16 protein-coding genes are annotated in these 21017 nt (G+C 71.6%); 8 read left to right on the plus strand and 8 right to left on the minus strand.

Annotation, left to right across the window (positions count from 1 at the left end):
• Positions 1-38: 38 nt before the first annotated feature.
• Complete coding sequence (locus JGU66_04435; GenBank protein MBJ6759999.1) at positions 39-827, plus strand: TonB family protein; 789 nt, start codon at positions 39-41, stop codon at positions 825-827.
• Between the two features lie 30 nt (positions 828-857).
• On the opposite strand, the gene JGU66_04440 is transcribed toward JGU66_04435, so the two are convergent.
• Positions 858-1361, minus strand: a complete 504-nt coding sequence (locus JGU66_04440; GenBank protein ID MBJ6760000.1) for a MarR family transcriptional regulator — start codon at positions 1359-1361, stop codon at positions 858-860.
• 312 nt (positions 1362-1673) lie between these two features.
• Here JGU66_04440 and JGU66_04445 point away from each other — a divergent pair, with 312 nt between their 5' ends.
• Both JGU66_04445 and JGU66_04450 read left to right on the plus strand, forming a co-directional pair.
• Entirely contained in the window at positions 1674-3050 is a 1377-nt protein-coding gene (locus tag JGU66_04445) for a TolC family protein (GenBank protein MBJ6760001.1), read from the plus strand.
• Between the two features lie 133 nt (positions 3051-3183).
• A complete protein-coding gene (locus JGU66_04450) occupies positions 3184-3393 on the plus strand; it encodes a hypothetical protein (GenBank protein MBJ6760002.1) in 210 nt (69 codons plus the stop codon).
• Positions 3394-3417: 24 nt separating this feature from the next.
• Here the strand turns inward: JGU66_04450 and JGU66_04455 are convergent, their stop codons facing one another.
• A complete protein-coding gene (locus JGU66_04455; protein ID MBJ6760003.1) occupies positions 3418-4461 on the minus strand; it encodes a Rieske 2Fe-2S domain-containing protein in 1044 nt (347 codons plus the stop codon).
• Positions 4462-4786: 325 nt separating this feature from the next.
• Between JGU66_04455 and JGU66_04460 the strand changes: the two genes are divergently transcribed.
• The gene (locus JGU66_04460) at positions 4787-5599 is read left to right on the plus strand and encodes a DUF547 domain-containing protein (GenBank protein ID MBJ6760004.1); all 813 of its coding nucleotides are present in this window, start codon (positions 4787-4789) and stop codon (positions 5597-5599) included.
• On the opposite strand, the gene JGU66_04465 is transcribed toward JGU66_04460, so the two are convergent.
• A complete protein-coding gene (locus JGU66_04465; protein ID MBJ6760005.1) occupies positions 5533-8331 on the minus strand; it encodes an HAD-IC family P-type ATPase in 2799 nt (932 codons plus the stop codon). The two genes, JGU66_04460 and JGU66_04465, sit on opposite strands and share 67 nt — an antisense overlap.
• A gap of 189 nt (positions 8332-8520) precedes the next feature.
• On the opposite strand from JGU66_04465, the gene JGU66_04470 reads away from it, so the two are divergent.
• Positions 8521-9054 (plus strand): YqhA family protein, encoded by a 534-nt coding sequence (locus JGU66_04470; protein MBJ6760006.1) that lies wholly within the window; start codon positions 8521-8523, stop codon positions 9052-9054.
• On the opposite strand, the gene JGU66_04475 is transcribed toward JGU66_04470, so the two are convergent.
• The 4 genes from JGU66_04475 to JGU66_04490 form a co-directional block, all read right to left on the minus strand.
• Positions 9032-9991, minus strand: coding sequence for an ROK family protein (locus JGU66_04475; protein MBJ6760007.1), 960 nt, complete (start codon positions 9989-9991; stop codon positions 9032-9034). The two genes, JGU66_04470 and JGU66_04475, sit on opposite strands and share 23 nt — an antisense overlap.
• A 47-nt stretch (positions 9992-10038) precedes the next feature.
• Entirely contained in the window at positions 10039-10593 is a 555-nt protein-coding gene (locus tag JGU66_04480) for an NAD(P)H-dependent oxidoreductase (GenBank protein ID MBJ6760008.1), read from the minus strand.
• On the minus strand, positions 10590-11960 hold the full coding sequence (locus JGU66_04485) for a phosphomannomutase/phosphoglucomutase (GenBank protein MBJ6760009.1): 1371 nt from the start codon (positions 11958-11960) through the stop codon (positions 10590-10592). Before JGU66_04485 ends, JGU66_04480 begins: the two co-directional genes overlap by 4 nt.
• A 181-nt stretch (positions 11961-12141) precedes the next feature.
• Positions 12142-14130 carry a protein kinase gene (locus JGU66_04490; GenBank protein ID MBJ6760010.1) on the minus strand — a complete coding sequence of 663 codons (1989 nt, stop codon included), beginning with the start codon at positions 14128-14130 and terminating at the stop codon, positions 12142-12144.
• Positions 14131-14422: 292 nt separating this feature from the next.
• Here JGU66_04490 and JGU66_04495 point away from each other — a divergent pair, with 292 nt between their 5' ends.
• Complete coding sequence (locus JGU66_04495; GenBank protein MBJ6760011.1) at positions 14423-15589, plus strand: hypothetical protein; 1167 nt, start codon at positions 14423-14425, stop codon at positions 15587-15589.
• 22 nt (positions 15590-15611) lie between these two features.
• Here the strand turns inward: JGU66_04495 and JGU66_04500 are convergent, their stop codons facing one another.
• Positions 15612-16676: an NTP transferase domain-containing protein gene (locus tag JGU66_04500; protein ID MBJ6760012.1), complete on the minus strand. Its 1065-nt coding sequence runs from the start codon at positions 16674-16676 to the stop codon at positions 15612-15614.
• A 180-nt stretch (positions 16677-16856) separates the two neighbouring features.
• On the opposite strand from JGU66_04500, the gene JGU66_04505 reads away from it, so the two are divergent.
• Complete coding sequence (locus tag JGU66_04505) at positions 16857-19598, plus strand: hypothetical protein (protein MBJ6760013.1); 2742 nt, start codon at positions 16857-16859, stop codon at positions 19596-19598.
• A gap of 2 nt (positions 19599-19600) precedes the next feature.
• Entirely contained in the window at positions 19601-21016 is a 1416-nt protein-coding gene (locus tag JGU66_04510; protein ID MBJ6760014.1) for an MBOAT family protein, read from the plus strand.
• Position 21017 lies beyond the last annotated feature (1 nt).

Genomic DNA, 21017 nt, shown 5'->3' on the forward strand with positions numbered 1-21017 from the left:
CCCCGCGGCCGCGCCCGCCACGCCCTGAGGCGCACGTCATGAGTCAGGCGGTCCTCGACGCTCCCCTGCAGCCCCGCGACCGCGCCACGCGCGGGGTCGTCGCGTTCCTGCTCATCTCGCTCGCGCTGCATGGCGTGGGCTTCTGGTGGCTCGGGCACGTGGCGGACCGGCCTCGGCCCGAGGTCGTGCGCCCCGTGGAGCTGGTCATGGTGGAGGTGAACAAGCCTCCACCCCCGCCGCCCCCCGAGGAGAAGAAAGAGGAGCCCAAGCCGCCACCGCCCAAGGTGAAGCCGGTGAAGCCGCCGCCCGTGAAGGTGGCCGAGGCCCCCAAGCCCCCGCCCCCGTCGCAGGCTCCGCCGCCGCCCAACGACACGCCGCCGCCACCGCAGGCCAAGCCTCCGCCGTTGGTGGTGGGCATGACGATGTCGTCCACCACCAGCGCGGGCTCGTTCGCCGCGCCCGTGGGCAACACCGCCTACGGCAAGGTGGACGCGAAGGCGAAGAACCCCCAGGACGTGAAGGCGTACTCCGCCCCGAAGTACACGCCCATCTACCAGGTGGACTCCGAGCCCACGGTCGCCTCCGAGGTGAAGATTCCCTATCCGCCCGAGGCGCGCAGCGCGGGCATCGAGGGGACGGTGACGCTGTCCATCACCATCGACACCGAGGGCAAGGTCGTGGATGCGAAGATTGTCTCCGGCCCCGGCTACGGCCTCAACGAGGCGGCGCGCGACGCCGTCCGCCGCTTCCGCTTCAAGCCCGCCATCAAGAACGGCGAGGCCGTCTCCACCGAGATGAAGTACTCGTACACGTTCCTGCTGGACTGAGCGCGCCCCTCGCGACCGGGGCGCGGGGGCCTAGCGCTCGCGCGCCCGGCGCATGATGTCGCGCAGGGACTTCAGGTCCGCTTCCGGCATGTTCGCGATGACGGCGGGAGGCTCCGCCAGCCGCTCGAGCAGCCGCTCCCGCAGCGCCGCGCCCGCCTCCGTCAGCACCAGCATCTTCACGCGACGGTCGTGCTCGCTGCTGCGGCGCTCCACCAGCCCGCGGACCTCCATCCGGTCCACCAGCCCCGTCACGTTCGAGGCGTCACACGACAGGTAGCTCGCCAGGGTGCTCATGGCCAGCGGGCCTTCCCCCAACTGCCGCACCACGTGCGCTTGCACCGGCGAGAGGTCGAACTCCGCCGCCAGCGCCGGGAAGTTCCGCATGTGCGCGTGCATCACCTCGAAGAGCAGCGCCCACGCCTCATGCGCCAGTTCCTGCCCCGAAGCATCCACCGAAGGACCCACGCCCGAGCGGCGTCGCGCCTCCGCCGGCTTCCCCCCTCGCTCCATCTGTCCCTCACTCGTCCCGCTCATGATTTCCCTATGGTAATTCACTCGAATTACCTAAACAATTGACAACATCAACCTTTGATGGCAACTACATTCCGGAAATTCCACCATTGAACGGCCGGCTCCGCTAAATGGGGGACCGGACCACTCAGAGGGGACCTCGCAGGCGGTGCCGCCTGGAAGCGTCCTGCTGCGAGGGTCCGCCGGTTCGTGTCGTCTTCCGCCTGCTTTTCTGGTGCTCGCCAGGACGCTGGTGGCTAGAGGTTCCCCAGGATTTGTCCACCGTGACGAGTCCGGCCCGCGATCGAGCGGGCCTGTCGAGGAGGTAGGAGCGGTATGAGTTCCCTTCTGGCGCTGACCCTGTCGGCCACCCTGGCCGCGGCGCCCGTACTGACGCTGGACGAGGCCTTGGAATCGGCCCGCCAGCAGAACCTGGATTTGAAGATCGCGCAGGCCCGCCTGGACCAGGCGGAGACCGCGACGCGCAAGGCCTGGGCGGGGTATCTGCCCACGTTGACGGCCGGCGCGGCCCTCACGCGCAACTCGGACTCGGCACAGATTCCCCCGGGGCTCCTGGCCCCGGTGCCCATCACGCTCCAGCCGCTGTGGCTGCGCAGCGCCCGCGTGGAAGCGAAGCAGGCCGTCATCGCGCCGCAGCTCTTCGCGGTCATCTCGGCCTCGTACAAGGCGGTGAAGCTGGCGGAGCTGAACACGGAGACGGCGCGCCGCGAGATTCTCTTCGGCGTGGCGCAGGCGTACTACGGCGCGGCCGCGCAGCAGGAGGCCCTCAAGGCCCAGGAGCGGCTGCTGGAGCTGAACCAGGCGCGTGAGAAGGACACCCAGGCGCGCTTCGACGCCGGCACCGTGACGCGCGTGGCGCTGCTGCGCGCCCAGCTGGACCGCACCCGCGCCGAGCAGGACCTGGTGCGCGCGCGCAACGCGCTGGCCAGCCTGAAGCTGGCGCTGGGCACGCTCATCCAGCGCGAGCCGGACTTCGAACTCGCCGCCCCGCCCGAGCCGCAGGTCGCCGCCAAGCAGTCCTCCGACGCGCTGGTGAACGAGGCCCTCCAGAACCGCACCGAGGTCGCCGCCGCGGCCACGGGCGTCAGCCTCGCGCGCACCAACAAGACGGGCGTCATCCTCAGCTACCTGCCCAACCTGGGCCTGAGCGGCACCTACAACATCAGCAACGCGGCGGCCTTCACGGGCAAGAACGACTCGTGGGCCATCACCCTGGGCCTGAGCTGGACGCTGTTCGACGGCGGTCTGCGCGAGGCCAACCTCACCGAGGCCTCCGCCAAGGTCGTCGAGGCCACCCAGTCCCAGCGCCTGGCCGAGTCCCGCGTGCGCGAGGAAGTGCGCCGCTCGCAGCTCGACCTGGAGAACGCCCTGGCCAACCGCGCCAAGGCCGAGGAGTCGCTGTCCCTGGCGCGTGAGTCGTCTCGCCTGACGGACGTCAGCTTCAAGGCCGGCGTCGCCACGTACCTGGAGGTCGCGGACTCCAACACCGCGCTCACCGGCGCGGAGGTCGGCTTCGTGTCCGAGCGCCTCCAGGCCTCGCTGGCCGCGCTGCGCCTGCTCAAGGCCGTGGGCTCGTTCGAGTCCGGGACCACGCGCAAGGACGCCGCCACCCTCGACCAGCCGCAGGCGCCCGCCGCTCAGCCGCAGGCGCCCGCTGGGCAGCCCGCTCCGACGCCCGCGCCGCAGCCGTAGTCCCAGGCACGCCCGGCGCCGCCATCTGGGCGCCGGGTTCCCTGCCCGCCTGCAAGAGAGGAGCCCCGGGCTTGTAGCCGCCCCGGGGCGACCCCACCCTCGTGAGGAACTCCGCTTCCACGAGGAGGTCGTCATGGCGGATGCACAGTGGGGCAACTGCAAGGGCTGCCGGTTCTTCGCCAGCAAGAACGCGAGTCCGGAGGACCGTGAGGTCCACAACTGCAACCACCCGAAGCTGCGCCCCTTCGAGCTGGAGGTATCCGGGGCCAGTGGCTGCAACGTCTACGAGGCCCGAACCAGCCCCAAGGACGCCTACGAGGAGCCCGCTCCGTCCGTGCAGTAGGCCACGGGAGGATGGCGTGCTCCCTCACGCCCCAGAGGCCTCGCGCGCCAACGACAGCGGCGCGGCCTCTGGCTGAACCCCGTAGTAGATGCGCTCCATCAACCGGCGCTGGTGGACCAGCGGCTTGTCGAAGCGGTCCAGCCGCATGCCTTTGTGGCTGTAGGGCGTGTCCGCCACCATGGGGATGAAGCGCGCGTCATCGCGAACCTCCCACCAGGTGAGCCCCAGGGCGGCCTTGGCCGCGATCGGCAGGAATGGCCGCATCGCCCGGACGTCCGTGCGCAGGAACGAGAAGACGTGCAGGCGCGTGGTCATCGCCGTCTCCGGCACGAAGAAGATGTGCGCCTGCGTGACGAAGGGACGCGGCCGGCCCGCGGCGGTCACCCAGCGGATGGTGTACACGCTGCGCACCGGGTCGAACCGCGTCACCCAGTCATTGTGGAACGTGTCCCCCGGCGCCACGCCCAACAGCCGGATGATGGGCGCGGGCCGCTGCGGCGCGCGGTAGTGCACCTCGGTGCGGTCGTCGAAGTTGTGCGCCTCGAACTCCACCGCGTTCGTGTGCGGACCGTCCCAGCCCAGCCGCGTGTGCACGAACGGCGTGTGCTCGTCCTCGCTGAAGTTGTCGAGCGACACGTGCAGCGGCGCGCGGAACAGCGTGGAGAACGAGCCGCCGAACACGTAGTCCTCGGACTGCAGCTCCGGCAGCGCGGACAGCGGCGTGTCCTGCTGGGCCAGCCACAGATAGCCCCACCGCTCCACCACCTGGAAGCCGCGCGTGTCGCAGTGGCGCAGGTCCGGCTGGCTGGGATTGACGCCGTTGCCGTGCGAGTCGAAGCGCCAGCCGTGGTACGGGCACTCAAGCCGCCCGTCCTTCGTCACCCGCCCCCGCGACAACGGAGCGAAGCGGTGCGGACACGCGTCCAGCAGCGCCGCGGGGCGCCCGGCCGCATCGCGGAACAGCGCATAGGCCCGGCCCGCCAGCTCCACGCGAACGGGCTTGCGGCCCAGCGCGCTCGCCGGCAGCACGGGGTGGAAGTGGCGAACGACGTCGGGGGTAGGCTCCATGTCTCACGCAGTATAGCGGCGAGGCGCTCATACCCCGCCCTCTCGGATTCCTCCTGGAGCTTCGAGAAGTTGAGGCCGACATGAATTCTCTGGATTCCATGTCGGATGGCCGAACCGTCCGTCGGGGAGTCCACGCACCCTGGGCAGGTCGCGGGGGGAGCGCGCGCCGTGAATCCGCGTGGATGCGTGCGGGGGACAGGTCGCGCGGTGCATCCGGCCACGCATAGACTGCGCCCCCGTGGATGCCCCCACCCCCACCCAACGCCGACTCCGCCCGCGCGCGGTGTTGCTCCTGGTCCTCGCCCTGCTCGTGGGGCTCGGGGGGATGCTCCACGTCCGGGGGCTCATGCCCGCCGCGGTGCCCACCCTGTCGTCGCCGTTCAGCGTCCAGAGCTACTCGCGGGCGCTGACGCACGTGCGGTCGGATGGGCAGGTGGACTTCCCAGGGCTGGGGCATGACCGGGCCTCGCTGGATGGCTTCGTGGCGCAGCTCGCGTCGTGCTCGCCGCACAACCGGCCGGATGTCTTCGACACGCCCGAGGACGCGCTGGCCTACTGGCTCAACGCGTACAACGCGCTGGTGCTCCAGCAGGTGGTGGACGGCTATCCCTATCTGGAGAGCGTGCGGCAGCCCTGGCTGGGCCGCTTCTATTGGGGCCGCGCGTGGCCCGTGGGCGGCGAGCGGCTGACGCTGTGGGCCCTGGAGAACCGCATCCTCCGAGGCGAGTTCGAGGACCCGCGCATCCACTTCGCCCTCTTCCGTGGCACGCGCGGCGGGCCCCTCTTGGACGGCGCGCCATTCCAGGGCGAGTTCCTGGACGCGCAGCTCAACGACGCCAGCCGCCGCTACATGGCGGACCCTCGGCACGTGCGCCTGGAGGGCCACACGGTGCACCTCGCCGGGCTCTTCGACACGTACCGCGACGACTTCCTCGCCGCGCTGCCCGAGGGACGGCGCGGCACCGTGCTCCAGTTCGTCTGGGCCTTCCTCCCGGATGCGTGCGAGGAGCGGCCCGGCTGCGACACACGCTCGGACCTGGACCGGGCCTGTGGCACGAAGCTGGACAAGTGTCAGGTCGTCTTCGAGCCGGATGACGTGTCGCTCCCCGACGCCACCGCCCGCGCCGAGCGTCCCTGAGCGCGCGTCCGCAGCCACTTCTCCAGCCCCACCGTGGGCAGCACCACCGCGCCCACCAGCACGGACAGGCCCAGCTCCTTCGCGGACAGGCCCACGGTGCCGAACACGCGCTGCATGAAGGGCAGGTACATGAAGCCCGCTTGCAGCACGCACAGCGCGCCGATGCCCACGAAGACGAGCGGGTTGGAGAACACGCCCACCTCTCGCATCGAGCCCGTCAGCGTGCGGCACAGCAGCAGGTAGAACATCTGGAAGCAGATGACGGTGTTGACCGCGCTCGTCTGCGCCGCCGCCAGCGCCACCGCCTCGCCGTCCGCGCGCGCGTCGCGGGTGAACTCCCAGAGGAACAGGCCCACCGCGCCCACGGACATGAGCAGCGCCACCAGCCCGGTGCGCATCACCACGAAGTGGCTGAGCACCGGCGCGTTCGGGGCACGGGGCGGACGCCGCATGACGTCCCGCTCGCGCGCCTCGAAGGCCAGCGGGAGCGCCAGCGTCACCGTCGCCACCAGGTTGATCCACAAGAGCTGCGTGGGGAGCATGGCCATCAGCGGCTGGCGCACGCCGTCCACCTCGCGGATGGGGAAGAAGGCCACGCCGAACATCAGGATGAGCGCGAGCCCCAGGTTGGTGGGCAGCACGAACGCGAGCGACTTGATGAGGTTGTCGTAGACGCGCCGCCCCTCCTCCACCGCCGCGGCGATGGAGGCGAAGTTGTCGTCCGTCAGCACGATGTCCGCGGACTCGCGAGACACGGCCGTGCCGGTGATGCCCATGGCCACCCCGATGTTGGCCTGCTTCAGGGACGGCGCGTCGTTGACGCCATCGCCCGTCATCGCCACCACCTGCCCTCGGGCCTGGAGCGCGCGCACCACGCGCAGCTTGTGCTCGGGCGCCACGCGGGCGAAGACGTTCGACTCGCGCACCACCTCGGCGAGCCGCGCGTCATCCATTCCGGACAGCTCCGCGCCCGTCACGCCCCGCGTGCCTTGCGGCATCAACCCGAGCCGCGCGCCGATGGCCTCCGCCGTCGCCGGGTGGTCGCCCGTCATCATCTTCACGGTGATGCCCGCGCCGTGGCACACGCGCACCGCCTCGATGGCCTCCTCGCGCGGAGGGTCCATCATCCCCGCCAGGCCCAACAGCAGGAAGCCCTCGGCCATGTCCTCCGGGCGCAAGGTGGCCTGGGACTCGGGCACCTCCTTCCACGCCACCGCGAGCACGCGCATGCCCTCGCGCGCCAGCGCCTCCACCGCGTCCAGCACGCCCTCGGTCCCCAGTCCCTCCACCGGCGCGCAGCGGGACAGCACCACCTCGGGCGCGCCCTTGAAGAAGACGCCTCGCGCCCCGCGTCCCGTCTCGTGGAGCGTGGCCATGTACTGGTGCTCCGACTCGAAGGGGATGGTATCCACGCGGGGCTCTCTCGCGCGCAGGTCCTCCACGCGCAGGCCCACCTTCTCCGCGGCCACCACGAGCGCGCCCTCGGTGGGGTCGCCGGTCATCTCCCACAGCCCGCGATGGAGCTGGAGCGTGGACTCGTTGCAGAGCGCGCCCGCCACGAGCAGCGCGCGCACCTCGGCGGGCACGCCCACCACGGGCTGGCCCTCGCGCTGGAGCTGCCCTCGCGGCGCATAGCCCACGCCCGTGAGGGAATACCGTCCCTCCGGAGTCCACAGCGCCTGCACCGTCATCTCGTTGCGCGTGAGCGTGCCCGTCTTGTCCGAGCAGATGACCGTGGTGCTGCCCAGCGTCTCCACCGCGGGCAGCTTGCGCACCACCGCGCGGCGGGCCGCCATGCGTTGCACGCCGATGGCCAGCGCGATGGTGACGATGGCGGGAAGTCCCTCGGGGATGGCCGCGACCGCCAGGGTGATGGCCACCAGCACGGCCTCGTTGAGCGGATAGCCGCGCCCGATTCCCACGGCCATCAGCAGCACGGACACGATGACGATGGCCACCGTGATGGTGCGCCCCAGCACGGCCAACGCGCGCGTCAGCGGCGTCTGGAGGTCCGTGGCCTGCTCCAACAGAGAGGAGATGCGTCCCAGCTCGGTGGCGCCGCCCGTTGCCACCACCACCGCCGTCGTCGTCCCCGACGTGACGAGCGTGCCGCCGTGCACCAGGCTCGCGCGGTCCCCCAGCTCCGCGTCCGCGGGCACCTCGGGCACGGCCTTGCGCGCGGGGACGGACTCCCCGGTGAGCGCGGCCTCCTCCACCTGGAGGTTGCGCGAGGACAACAGCCGCATGTCCGCGGGCACCCGGTCTCCGGACGCCAGGCTCACCACGTCCCCAGGCACCAGGTCCGCGGCGGGGACCGACAGCCGCCGCCCGCCGCGCGTCACCGTGGCGTTCTCCGGCACCATGTGGCGCAGCGCCTCGATGGCCTTGCCCGCGCGGTACTCCTGCACGAAGCCGATGAAGGTGTTGAGCACCACCACCGCGGCCACCACCAACCCATCCGTCACCTTGCCCAGGAACATCGCCAGCCCGGCCGAGGCGACGAGCACCCAGATGAGCGGGTTGTTCACCTGCCGCCAGAGCAGGGCCAGCGGGCCATCCGTGCGCTCGCGCTTCAGCTCGTTGGGCCCGTGTCGCGCCAGCCGCTCGCGAGCCTCTGAATCGGAGAGGCCCGCCTCGGAGCTGTCCAACCGGGCCAGCGCCACCTCGGCGGGCAGCGCGTGCCATGCGGGCCGCGCACCGGACCGCTCGTCGAAACGGGGCGTGACTCCCATGGGCACCTTCCTCCTCGCGCAGGGAAAGGTGGTGATGCCCTCGCCTTCAGTCCGCCCGAGTGCTCGCGTGGCCCATCCACCAGTCGAAAGAGGATCGCCCTCGGAGGCGATGGTCCCCTCGACCCGAGCCCCCAGATTGAGCCCCGCCCGGGTCTACGCGTCGCAAGATAGACGGGCACACGAGCCCGCATGGAAAAGCTGCGCCGAGGCTTCGAGCATGTGCTGTGGGGCAGCCGCTTCATCATGCTGGCGGGCGTCCTGTTCAGCCTGTTGATGACGATGAGCGCCTTCTTCATGGCCACCGTGGACTCGCTCCAGCTCCCCGGCTACCTGGATGACTACGCGCGCTCGGACCTGCCCACGGATGAGCGCTCGGACCTGCGCGCCCAGCTGCTCACGCTCATCGTCAAGGCGGTGGACGGCTACATCGTCACCGCCATCCTCCTCATCTTCTCCCTGGGCCTCTACGAACTCTTCATGGGCCGGCTGGAGGTGGCGCGCGACTCACAGGTGACGCCGCAGTTGCTTCAGTCCTCCAGCCTCGAGGACCTCAAGGAGCGCATCGCCAAGCTGCTCGTGCTGGTGCTCGTCATCGAGTTCTTCCAGCGCGCCGTGCGCCTGGACGTCAACACCGCCAAGGACCTGCTCCTCATGGCGACGGGCATCCTGCTCATCGGCGCGACGCTCTGGATTGGCCGGCTCAACCTGCACGAGAAGCACTGAGGCCCAAGAGCCCCGCGCCAATGAGGCCGCTGTCGTCGCCCAGCTCGGCGTCCACGATGAGCAGCCCCTCGCGCGACACCTGCGAGGCCCAGGCTTGCACGCCCTCCACCAGGCGGCGCCGGATGCCCGGGCAGTTCATCAGCACACCGCCGCCCAGCACCAGCCGCGCCGGGTTGAGCACCGTCACCTGATTGGCCACCGCCAGCGCCAGGAACTGCGCCGCGCGGTCATGAATCTCCTGGGCCTCTTCGTCGCCGGCCTCCGCGGCCTGCTCCAGCAGCACCGGCGTGACGAGCGCGGGGTCTCCGCCCGTCAGCTTCGCGAGCATGGGAGAGCGCCCCGCCGCGAGCAGCTCCCGCGTCAGCGCGATGAGGTTGTGCCCGCCCGCGTAGGCCTCCAGGCACCCCAGCTCGCCGCAGCCGCAGCGCCGTCCGCCCGGCACGACCTTGATGTGGCCCAGCTCGCCCGCGACCCCGCCCGCGCCGCCCACCAGTCGACCATCCGCGATGATGGCGCTGCCCACGCCCGAGCCCACGAAGGCCACCAGCATGTCCTGCGAGCCGCGCCCCGCGCCGGCGTGCAGCTCGCCCCAGGCCGCGGCGGACAAGTCGTTCACGAGCTGCACGGCGCAGCCGAGCTTCGCGCCCAACATCTCGGCCAGGGGAACGTTGCGCCAGCCGAGGTTGGGCGCCACGGCGAGCACGCCGGTGTCCTTGTGGATCTGCCCCGCGGCACCCACCACCGCGCAGCCGTCCACCTTCACGCCCGCCCCCGCCCCCGCCACCGCCTCGCGGGCGACCTGGGCCAGCGTCTCCACCACCGCGGTCGGGCTGCGCTCGGCGAGCGGCCGCTTGGCCACCGAGAGCAGCGCTCCCGAGGCATCCACCACCGCGGCCCGGGCGAAGGTCCCGCCCAGGTCGATTCCCAGCGTCGGCATGGCGTGCAGTCTCCTCCTCGCGCCCCCAAGAATCCGGCGAGCGCCCGTCAGCCCTTCAGCCGCGCCACCAGCGAGGCCATGAGCGCGGCGAGCTCCTTCTGCTTCGCCTCGTCCTTCAGCGCGCCCTCGGGAGTGAAGGCCTCCATCGCGCGCGGGATGTGCACCTGCGTGGGCAGCACGTGCGCGCCCATGAAGGCCAACACCTGCCGCAGGTGCGGCTGCATGCGCGACGTGCCGAACACGCCCGGCGTGGCGCCCATCATCGCGGCCCACTTCTCCTTGAAGCGCTGCCCAGGCGCACGCGAAGCCCAGTCGATCGCGTTCTTCAGTCCGCCGGGGATGGACGAGTTGTACTCGGGGCTGGCGATGATGAAGCCCTGCGCCTTGTCCATCCGCTCCCGCAGCTCCACCGCGGAGGCGGGCAGGCCCGCGGCCTCGACGTCGCCGTCGTAGATGGGCAGGTTCAGCGCGCGGAGGTCCACCACGTCCACCTCGGCCCCCAAGGCGCGCGCCTGGGCCGCCGCCGCGTCGCGCAGCATGGAGTTGAACCCGTTGGCGCGCAGGCTGCCGCTGAGGGCCGCGATCCGCGGCGCCCCGCTCAAGCGCCCACCTCACGCTGGGCCTGGGCCACCGTGTTGTCGATGAGGGCTTGGATCTCCTTGAGCCGCGCCTCGGTGCTCGCCTCGAAGCGCAGCACGAGGATGGGCTGCGTGTTGGAGGCGCGGATGAGGCCCCAGCCGTCCGGGAACGTCACGCGCACGCCGTCCACGTCGATGATGCTGTGACCCGCGGCGCGCAGAATCTCCGTGGCGCGCTTCACCATCGCGAACTTCTTCTCCTCCTTCGTGTCGAAGCGCAGCTCGGGGCTGGCGTACGTCTTCGGCACGTCCGCGAGCAGCTCGGACAGCTTCTGCTTCTCGTGGGTGAGGATCTCCAGCAGGCGCGCGGACGAGTACACCGCGTCGTCGAAGCCGAAGTAGCGGTGCTTGAAGAAGATGTGGCCGCTCATCTCGCCGGCCAGCTCCGCGTGCTCCTCCTTCATCTTCGCCTTGATGAGCGAGTGGCCCGCCTTCCACATCACCGGCTTGCCGCCGCGCTTCGCGATGTCGTCGTACAGCGTGTAGCTGCACTTCACCTCGCCCACGATGGCCGCGCCCGGGGCCTCCTTCAGCACGTAGCGGCTGAAGAGGACCATGAGCTGATCGCCCCAGAGGATGTTGCCCTGGTCGTCGATGACGCCGATGCGGTCGCTGTCGCCGTCATAGGCGATGCCCACCTCGGCCTTCTCGCGCTTCACCGCCGCGATGAGGTCCTGGAGGTTCTCCACCACCGTGGGGTCCGGGTGGTGGTTGGGGAAGGTGGCGTCCATCTCGCAGAACAGGGGCACCACGTCGAAGCCCATGCTCTGGAACAGCGGCACCGCGATGGCGCCGCCCGTGCCGTTGCCGGCGTCGATGACGATGCGCATGCCCTTGCGCCCCACCTTCACCGTCTGCCGGACGAAGTGGTTGTAGGGCGTGATGATGTCGAAGGACTCCACCGTGCCGGGCTTGGCCGAGGTGGCGAAGTCGCGCGCCTCGATGAGCCGGCGCAGCTCTTGAATCTCCGGGCCGTGGAAGGTCGTCTTGCCCGCGCCAATCTTGAAGCCGTTGTACTCGGGCGGGTTGTGGCTGCCGGTAATCATCGCCAGCCCGTCCACGGGCAGCGTGTTGGCCGCGAAGTACGTCAGCGGCGTGGGCACCACGCCCACGTCGAGCACGTTCAACCCGGTGGACGTCAGGCCCCGCGCCAGCGCGTCGCGGAAGCGCGTGGAGGACTCGCGGCAGTCGCGCCCCACCACGATGGAGGTCCCGCCCTTGCGGCGGATGATGGTGCCCAGGCCCTTACCCAGCAGCTCCACCACCTCGATGGTGAGGTCCTTGTCCACCAGACCCCGGATGTCGTACTCGCGAAAGATATGGGTGTTCATGAAGGTGTCCCCGCGCCTCCTCACGGCCGGAGGGCGTAGCAGAGGGCGGCGGACAATACACGAGCCCTGCGCCCGGCGTGCACGCACCTGAGGGGTCAGGCTGACTGCTGGACGCCCGGGCCGCCCAGGAGGGCCCGGGTGCGCTCGGACGCCTCCCCCCACGGCGGACAGACGCCGCGCGTCAGCGGGCCGCGCTCGCCACGCGCACGGGCTGCGCGGCTGACAGCTTGCGAACAGAAGGCCGCGCCTGGGTCCGCCGGCGCAGGGCCTCGTAGTGCCGCAGCCACGGCAGGTTGAGCGGGTCCACGGCCAGCGCCTGGGCGTAGTGGGCCAAGGCGGCCCTGGGCGACCGCCCCGACTCCAGCGCGTGGCCCTGCGCGAAGAGGGCCTGGGCCTGGGCGCTGGCCTCCGGGCGGGCGGCGAGGAAGGCGCGCCGCAGCGGCTCCACCTGCGCCTCCGTCAGCCCCGCCGCGAGGCACTGGCTGATGCCTTCCAGGTTGCCCCGGAGCGCATCGAAGCCCGCGCGCGACTGGGGCTCCCCCAGCGTCCGGCGAGCGGCCTCCACCCGGGCGCGAAGGGACTCCAGCGCCAGGCGCTGACGCGTGGGCAGGGGCCGGTCCTGGAAGGAACCCAGCCGGCTCAGCGCGGAGTCCCCCCGTCGGCGAATCTCCGCGAAGTCCGCGTTGGGCGCGGCCCCCAGCAGGCGATACGGGTTGCGCGCCACGGCGCTCGCGCGCGCCAGGAGCTGCTCCAGCTCCGCGTCCGGAACGGGCTCACGCGCCGCAGTGGCATCGCTCGCGAGGAGCTGACGCCAGGGCTCGCTCACGTCCACCAGGTGGACGAAGACGCCCGCGGTGACGCCCCACGTCCGAGCCTCGTCGGCGGTGACGTGCCGCACGACGTCGCACTCGCACGTCAGCGCCCGGCCTCCCGAGGACAGCTCCACGGAGAGCCGCGCGGCCAAGGGCGGCAGCTCCCCCGGACACGCCACGAAGAAGCCGCCGGGCGCCACATCGCTGACGGACACGGCCTGGAAGCCCACGCCGGGGAGCGCCATCCGCACGCACAAGTCCGCGGGCGTCGCCGTGCCCGGCGCGGTGGCCTCCATGAGCACCACGGGCGACGTGCCCGCCTCGTCCGCGACCACCACCACCGACCCGCGCGACGGCACCGGCAACAGCACGGAGGAGGCGCTGAAGGCGGCGGCCTCGCGTCGCAGGGTCTCGGCGTCCCGAGCCCCGTCCACGACGAAGGGGCGCAGCGGGCCGGTGGTGGCGATCGCGGGCCGCAGGCAGCCCTCGAGCGCGTCCCGGAAGGCACGTGCATCCGAGAAACGGTCCTCGGGGCGCTGGGCCAGGGCGCGCAGCAGCACGTGGGAGAAGCCCACCGGGACACGGGCGTTGAAGACATGGGGCGCGGTCGGAGGCGCGTCGCCCACGCGGCCGAAGCCGAAGGGCAGTCGGCCACACGCGAGCAGGTAGCCCGCCACGCCCAGCGCATAGAGGTCCGCGCGCCCGTCCGCGGACGCGCCCGTCCACTGCTCAGGGGCGAGGAACGCGGGCGAGCCCGCCACCATGCCCGCGCGCCGCTCCGCCTCGGTGAGGCTCGCGTTGAGCACCGCGCTCGCGCCGAAGTCGAGCAGCTTCACGCAGCGCGCTCCCCGCGCGTCGCGGGTGAGCACCAGGTTGTCCAGCGTGAGGCCCCGGTGCACCACGCCGCTCGCGTGCGCGGCCTCGAGCCCCGCCAGCGACTGCCGGAGCACGTCCATCACCTCGGGCATTGTCAGCGGCAGGGCGCGACGGGACAGCGGCTCCCCCTCCACCAGCTCCATCAACACCGAGGGCAATCCCCCCGGGCCCGGCCGCACGTCCATCACGCGCGCGATGTTCGGGTGCCGCAGCTTCCGCGTGGCGAGCGCCTCCGTGACGAAGCGCGAGCGCACGACGGGCTGATCCGCCAGATGCGGATGCAGCACCTTCACCGCGAAGCAGTGGCCCGTGGGCGCGTGCTCCGCCACGTACACCACGCCCAGGGACCCCGCGCCCAACCACCGCCGCAAGAGCAGCGGCCCATGTCGCTTGCCCTCGAGCGAATCCCTTCGTCCCCGGGGAGCCCCGGACTCACACGGCTCGCTCTCCGGATGCTTCTGCGCGCAAAGCTGGCAGCCCATCGCAGTCCTCCCACGAACCGCCCGTCGCGGACGGAATCGCGGTCCGGGGCTGCAACCTCCGTGCAGCGCGCGCGTGCATCACCCGACAGCCCAAGCATCCGAAGGACCAAGGCCCCCCTTGGGAGCGCCCCCGCCTGCTCGGTAAAAGCTTCCAATCACCCCGGAAAAAACTGCTCTCACTGTCATTCTCTCGCACACCGAGAAGCCGGTTGACACTGCGATTCCCGTCATTTCCCGGACGCTTCGAACGTCAGCCTCGCTTGGGATTCTGTCCCGCCCACGGAGGTGCCTCATGGTTGTTTCTCTCGCGGGTCTCGGAGCTCCTCGCGCCACGCGACCCTTCCTTTTCACCCTCGCCGCGCTCACCACGAGCGCGCTGCTGTCCGGCTGCGCCAGCACCTGGACGGCCTCCGGCGAGGCCGTTCCCGCGCCGTCCATCCGCTACCGCTCGGCGTCCCCGCCGTCGTTCCAGCGCGGCCGTCACCTGCCGCCGGTGGGCTCGGAGCCGGAGCCCTCGGCTGAGTCTCCGCGCGCGACCGTCAGCGCGGCGTCCGCGGGCGCCGCCATCGCGGAGGCGCCCGCGCGCGAGGAGGCGGACCTCTTCGAGGCGGTGCTCCTGCGCGCGGGCTTCGACGCCACCTCGGAGCTGCCTCCACGCGCGCAGGCCCTGTCGTCGGGTGACGCGGCGGCGCTGTACGGCGCGCTGCTGGGCAAGCCCGTCACGCTGGGGACGTTCGCTCCCCGGCGCGCCGTGGCGCACCTGCTGCGCGAGGTCTTCGAGGAGGGACGGGACGTGTCCCGCACGGAGCTGCTCGCGCGGGTGCGCCGCTACGAGAAGCTCACGGTCCTGCGTCCGGATGGAAATCTGGCGTGGGTGCTCACGGGCGTGGCCGTGCAGCGCGTGGGCGAGGTGCAGTGGACGGCGGGCGCCTTGCGCGCCTACCAGTTCGAGGTGGGCCCGTTCTACTCGACGGAGAGCGGCGCGTTCCGCCGCGTGGACGCGAACCTTCGGCAGGGCTGGGACGCGGCCGCGCTCGCGGAGGTGTACGGCGCCGGCGCGAGCACTCCAGCGCCCGAGCAGGATGGTCCGGTAGAGCCCTTCGTGGAGCGCGCGCTCGCGCTGGAGGCCGCGTTCGCGCGCCCGGGTGACAGCCTCGCCGCGCTCCAGCGCCTGCCGCAGGGGCTGGCGGATCTCCTGGAGTCCTCGCCCACCTTCCTCGCGCGCTTCCGGCTCATGACTCGCGCGGAGCAGGCCCGAGCGGTGCGCCAGCTCGCCACCCAGGTGCTCGCCACCTGCGGCGGTGCCTCGGGCGTGGACTGCCTGCCGGCGGCGCCGCGGCCTTCGTGGGAGGCGCGGCGCATCCCCGGCATGAAGCTCAGCGACGCGGGCGCCCTCGTCCTGGAGCGCCTGGACGCCGCGTCCAGCACGGCGTCCGTGCTCCCGCCCGTCGCGCCGTGACTCCGGCGCGGCGGGCCGTGCGTCACAGGTAGCGCGTCATCTTGCGCGCCTTGAGCGCCTCCACCACCTTGCGCACGTCCTGGCTCTTGTCCTTGGGCACCACGAGGACGGCGTCTCCCGAGTCCACCACCACGACATCGGTGAGGCCCACCACCGCGAGCGGGCGCTTGTCCGCGAGCACCACGCAGCCCTGGCAGTCCACCACCACCGCCGAGGCGCCGGAGATGACGTTGCCCTTCTCATCCGCGGGCCGCACCTCGGGGATGGCCGCGAACGAGCCCACGTCCGACCAGCCGAAGTCCCCGGGCAGCACGGCGATGTTGGAGGCCTTCTCCATCACCCCGTAGTCGATGGAGATGGAGGGCAGCTTCGGGAACACGCGCTTGAGCACCGCGCCGAAGGTCCGCTTGCCCACCGCCTTCGCCAGCGCGTCCAGCCCCTTCTGCATCTGGGGCATGTGCTTGGCGAAGGCCTCCAGGATGACGTCCGCGCGGAAGACGAAGATGCCGCCGTTCCACGCGTACTCGCCGGAGGACACGTACGCGCGCGCGGTCTCCAGGTCCGGCTTCTCCTTGAACGCCTTCACGGCGCGGCCCCCGCCCTCCAGGGGCGCGCCCACCTGGATGTAGCCGTAGCCCGTCTCGGGATGGCGCGGGGTGATGCCCAGCGTGACGATGTGGCCGGCCTCCGCGATGCGCGCCGCGTCCGACAGCGTGCGCTGGAAGCCCGCCACGTCCGCCACGTGGTGATCCGACGGCAGCACCACCAGGACGCCCTTCGGGTCCCTCGCGGCCACCTGGAGCGCGGCCAGCGCGATGGCCGGCGCCGTGTTGCGCGCCACCGGCTCCACCAGGAGGTTCTGCTTGGGCAGGCCCTTCACCAACTTCGCCGCGTTCTTCGCGTGCAGCGGGCCGCAGACGATGAAGGTGTTCTTCACCGGGGCCAACCCCTTGAGGCGTGCGGCCGTGTCGGTGATGAGGGGCTGCTTGGAGGCCAGCGGCAGGAACTGCTTGGGGCGCGCCTGACGGGACAGGGGCCAGAAGCGGGTGCCGGAGCCACCAGCCATGATGACGGGATAGAGGGCCATGCGGGAATCGGACTCCTGAGGGCGCCGGAGACCAATCCGCCCGGCGCGGGATGGCGGCGCACCATAGCGCTTCGCGCCGCCCACGGAAGGGGGCCTGCCCGCCTGCCGAGCCAGCGGCGGAACGCTTCAGTGTGGGCAGAGTTTTGACCGCTCCCCAAAAAGCCAGTCTCATGCCGCCCGTTGGACCTCAAGCCCACATCCACCGGGTGGACGCTCGCCCTCACCGTGCTGCTCGCGTTGGGGTTGTCGCTCGCGCCACTGCCGGTCCAGTTCCGCCCCATTCCCAGCCTCCGTCAGGACGAAGGCGCGCTGGGGCCCAAGCTGGTGGCGCTCGTGCTGCCCGCGTCCCTGCGCGGGCAGAAGGCACGGCCGCCTCCGGACGCGCTCGCGCCAGACTCGGCGCCCGCGGCCCATCCGGAGTCCGAGTCCTCGGCCGTGGCGGAGAACGCCGCGCTGGAGGGCCCCGACGCGGGGGTGGCCCCAGCGGCCGTGCCCGGCATCGGACTGGAGGACCTGAGCGCCCCCACCCTGGCGAACGCGCTGGAGCTGGAGGCCCTGCGCGAGCGCATGGGCGCCCGGCACGTGGACATCGAACTCAACTGCCGCAAGGCCCGCGAGGACGGCACCTGCGAGGAGGACGGGCTCGCGCCCTTCACCCGAGCGCTGGGTGAGCTGCGCGCCGACACGCGCCGCACGCCGGTGCGCGTGGTGCACCTGGGCGACTCGCTGGTGGCCTCGGACTACATCACGGACGTGGTGCGCGAGCGGCTCCAGGAGCGCTTCGGCTCGGGCGGACGGGGCTTCCTCTACATCCACCGGCTGGCCCAGGCGGGCCGCGCCACGCGCGCGGGCACCGCCAGCACCGAGGGCTGGAAGATGGAGCGGCTGGTGGACACCAACTGGCCCAAGGACCGCGTGGGCTGGACGGGCGTGGCCTTCTCCACCAGCGGCCCGGCGCAGGGCACGCGCTACGCGCTGGATGGCTCGCGCGTGGCGGAGCTGTACTTCCTCACCCAGCCGGCCAACGGCGCCGTGCAGTTCGCCGTGGACGGCAAGCCCGCGCAGCGCATCCAGACGCGCGCCATCGCCTCCAAGCCCGAGGCCGCCTTCGCGCGTCTCACCCTGCCCGAGGGCGCCAAGACGCTCTCGCTCCAGGCGTCCGGCAAGACGGAGCTGCACGGCGTGACGCTGGAGACGGGCACACCGGGCATCGTCTACGACACGGTGGGCCTGTTGGGCGGCATGGCGGAGGTGTACCTGCGCGCGCAGCCCGCGGCCTTCCGCGCGCAGCTGCGGCACCGCAAGCCCTCGCTGGTGGTGTTGATGGTGGGCGGCAACGAGGCGTTCTTCCTCTCGCGCGAGCGCACCACGCTGGACGAGGTGCGCACGCAGATGAAGGCGCTGGTGGCGCGCGTGCGGGAAGCCACGCCCGAGGCCGCGTGCCTCGTGCTCTCGCCCATCGACGCGGGCGTACGCACCATGAGCGGTGAGCTGGTGACGCGCCGCCACTCCGCCGAGGTGGGGCAGATCTTCCGCGAGGTCGCGCGCGACGGTGGCTGCGCCTTCTACGACACGCTCGCGGCCATGGGCGGCGAGGGCAGCGCGCTGCGGTGGCTGGAGGCCGGTCTCCTCCTCGAAGACCTCGTGCACCCGCGCGTGCGCGGCTCGAACCTGCTTGGCCACCTGCTGGACCTGGCCCTGCAGCGCGCCTTCGCTCGCAGCCACGCGCCGCTCGTGAACGTGGAGGATGATCCGGGGCTCCAGAACGCGGACCCCGCGCTCGCGGGAACGTTCGCGAAGCTGCACCGTCGCGAGTCCGGCGAGCCCTTGCGCGTGGGCATCGCGCAGCTCGGCGCCTCGCACACGGCCGCGCACATCTTCACGGACGCGGTGCGCGAGGCGCTGGCGAAGCGCTTCGGCGACGCGGGCCGCGGCTTCATCTCCGCGGGCAAGGCCTCGCCTCGGCTGGACGCCGCGCACGTGGTCCGCGCCATGACGGGCCCCTGGACGGTGGAGGACGCGAAGGAGTCGCCTCCGGGCGGCATCTGGGGCTTGAGCGGCACGCGCGCGGTGGGTGCTCCCGGCGCATCGCTGTCCATCCAGTTCTGCAAGGACTGCGCGGCGGGAGACGCCACGGCCGGACGGCTCGACCTGTACGCGGTGGATCAACCCGGCGCGAGCGCGCTCGATGTCACGGTGGACGGCGAGCCCGTCCCCGCCGAGGCACCGCCGCCCGAGCCGCTCACCGCGCCCACGGTGCGCATCCGCTCGTTCCCGGTCACCGGCTTGGGGCACACGGTGCGCGTGTCCGTGCGCGAAGGCGGAGGCTCGGCCACGGTGCTGGGCGCCGCGCTGGAGTACGAGCGCCCCGGCATCGTCTACGACGCGATGGGCCTGCCGGGCGCCACGGCCTTCACCGCGAAGGCCATGGACGCCACCGCGCTGGACACGCAGCTCTCCGCGCGCCGGCCGGACCTGCTCGTGTACTGGTACGGCACCAACGAGGCGGGAGAAGAGGGCCTCGACGCGACCGCGCTGCACCAGGACTACGCCGCGCTCGTGTCGCGCATGCGCCGGGCCACCGGCGCCGAGTGCCTCATCATCGGCCCCACGGACCGACTGCGGCAGGACGCCACGGGCCGCTGGCTGGAGGCGCCGTCGCTGTCCAAGGTGCTGGCCACGCTGCCCCAGGTGGCCAAGGACGCGGGCTGCGCCTACTGGTCCGCGCGCGCGGCCATGGGCGGTGAGCGCGCCATGCAGCGCTGGCAGCGACAGGAGCCACCGCTGGGGCTCTCGGACGGCGTGCACCTCACGCAGCCGGGCTATGAGCGGCTGGCCGCCGCGTTCGTGAAGGACCTGATGCACGCGTACGACGCGACGAACAAGAAGGCCGAGCCCACGGCCCGCGCGGGAGGGCCCTGACCGTGCTGTCCCACAGCCTCCAGTACCTCGCGTTCGTCATCGTCGTCTTCGCCGCCTACTGGGCGGTGCACCGCCACTACGCCGCGCGGATGTTCGTGCTGCTCGCAGCGAGCGTGTACTTCTACGCGGTCTTCACGCCCTTCCCGCTGCTCATCTTCCTGGCCGGCGTGACGGTGGACCACCTGCTCGTGAAGGGCATGGCGCGCACCGACTCGCCGGGCACGCGCAAGCTGCTCGTCGTCCTGTCCATCGTCTCCAACCTGGGCCTGCTCGCGGGCTTCAAGTACCTGGAGCTGCTGCGCAAGACGGCGGTGTCGCTGCTCGCGCCGTGGCACATCGACGTGCGCGCCGAGCCCTTCCACCTGCTGCTGCCGGTGGGCCTGTCCTTCTACGTCTTCCAGGCCATCAGCTACACGGTGGACGTGTACCGAGGGAAGGCGAGCGCGGAGCACTCGTTCTTCGAGCACCTGCTGTACATGCTCTTCTTCCCCCGCGTGGTGAGCGGGCCCATCGTCCGCGCGTCCGAGCTGATGGCGCACTTCCGCGAGGAGCCCTCGCTCGCGCCCGATGACGGTGCGCGCGCGCTGTTCCGCGTCGCGGTGGGACTGGTGAAGAAGCTCATCATCGCGGACGTGCTGGGCAGCGGCATCGTGGATCCGGTGTTCGGCAGTCCGCACGCGTACTCTTCCGCCGAGTGCGCGGTGGCCGCGGTCGCGTACACGCTGGAGCTCTACTACGACTTCTCCGGGTACTCAGACATCGCCATCGGCGTGGCGGCGCTGTTCGGGTTCCGCTTCCCGGAGAACTTCGCGCGGCCGTACCTGGCGAAGAACCTGTTCGAGTTCTGGAACCGCTGGCACATGAGCCTGTCCTCGTGGCTGCGGGACTACCTGTACATCCCGCTGGGCGGCAACCGTCGCTCGAAGCCCCGCGTGTGCTTCAACCTGATGATGGTGATGGTGCTGGGCGGCCTGTGGCACGGGGCGGACTGGCGCTTCGCCGTGTGGGGCGGCGTGCACGGCGTGGCGCTGTGCGCGGTGCGCTGCTGGTGGTGGTTCCGCGGCAAGACGGGCGAGCCGGGGCCCGTGCGCGTGGCGTTCGGCATGCTCGCGACCTTCACGCTGGTGGTGCTGACGCGCGTGGTGTTCCGCGCGCCGGACATGACGCACGCGGCGGAGTTCTACGCGCGCATGCTCGCCGGCGTACCGGGCTTGGCCAACGTGGCGCCGCTGGTGTGGGGGATGATTGCCGTGGCGGTGGCGGCCCATGCCCTGCCCCTCAAGGTCTACGACCTGTCCGCCGAGCTGTTCGTGCGCATGCCCGTGCCCGTGCGAGCCATGGCGCTCGTGCTGCTGGGCCTGGGCATCCGCCACCTCTCCACCATGGAGACGCGGCCGTACGTGTACCTGCAGTTCTGAG

It is taken from the genome of Myxococcaceae bacterium JPH2 (genome assembly GCA_016458225.1).
Classification (GTDB): domain Bacteria; phylum Myxococcota; class Myxococcia; order Myxococcales; family Myxococcaceae; genus Citreicoccus.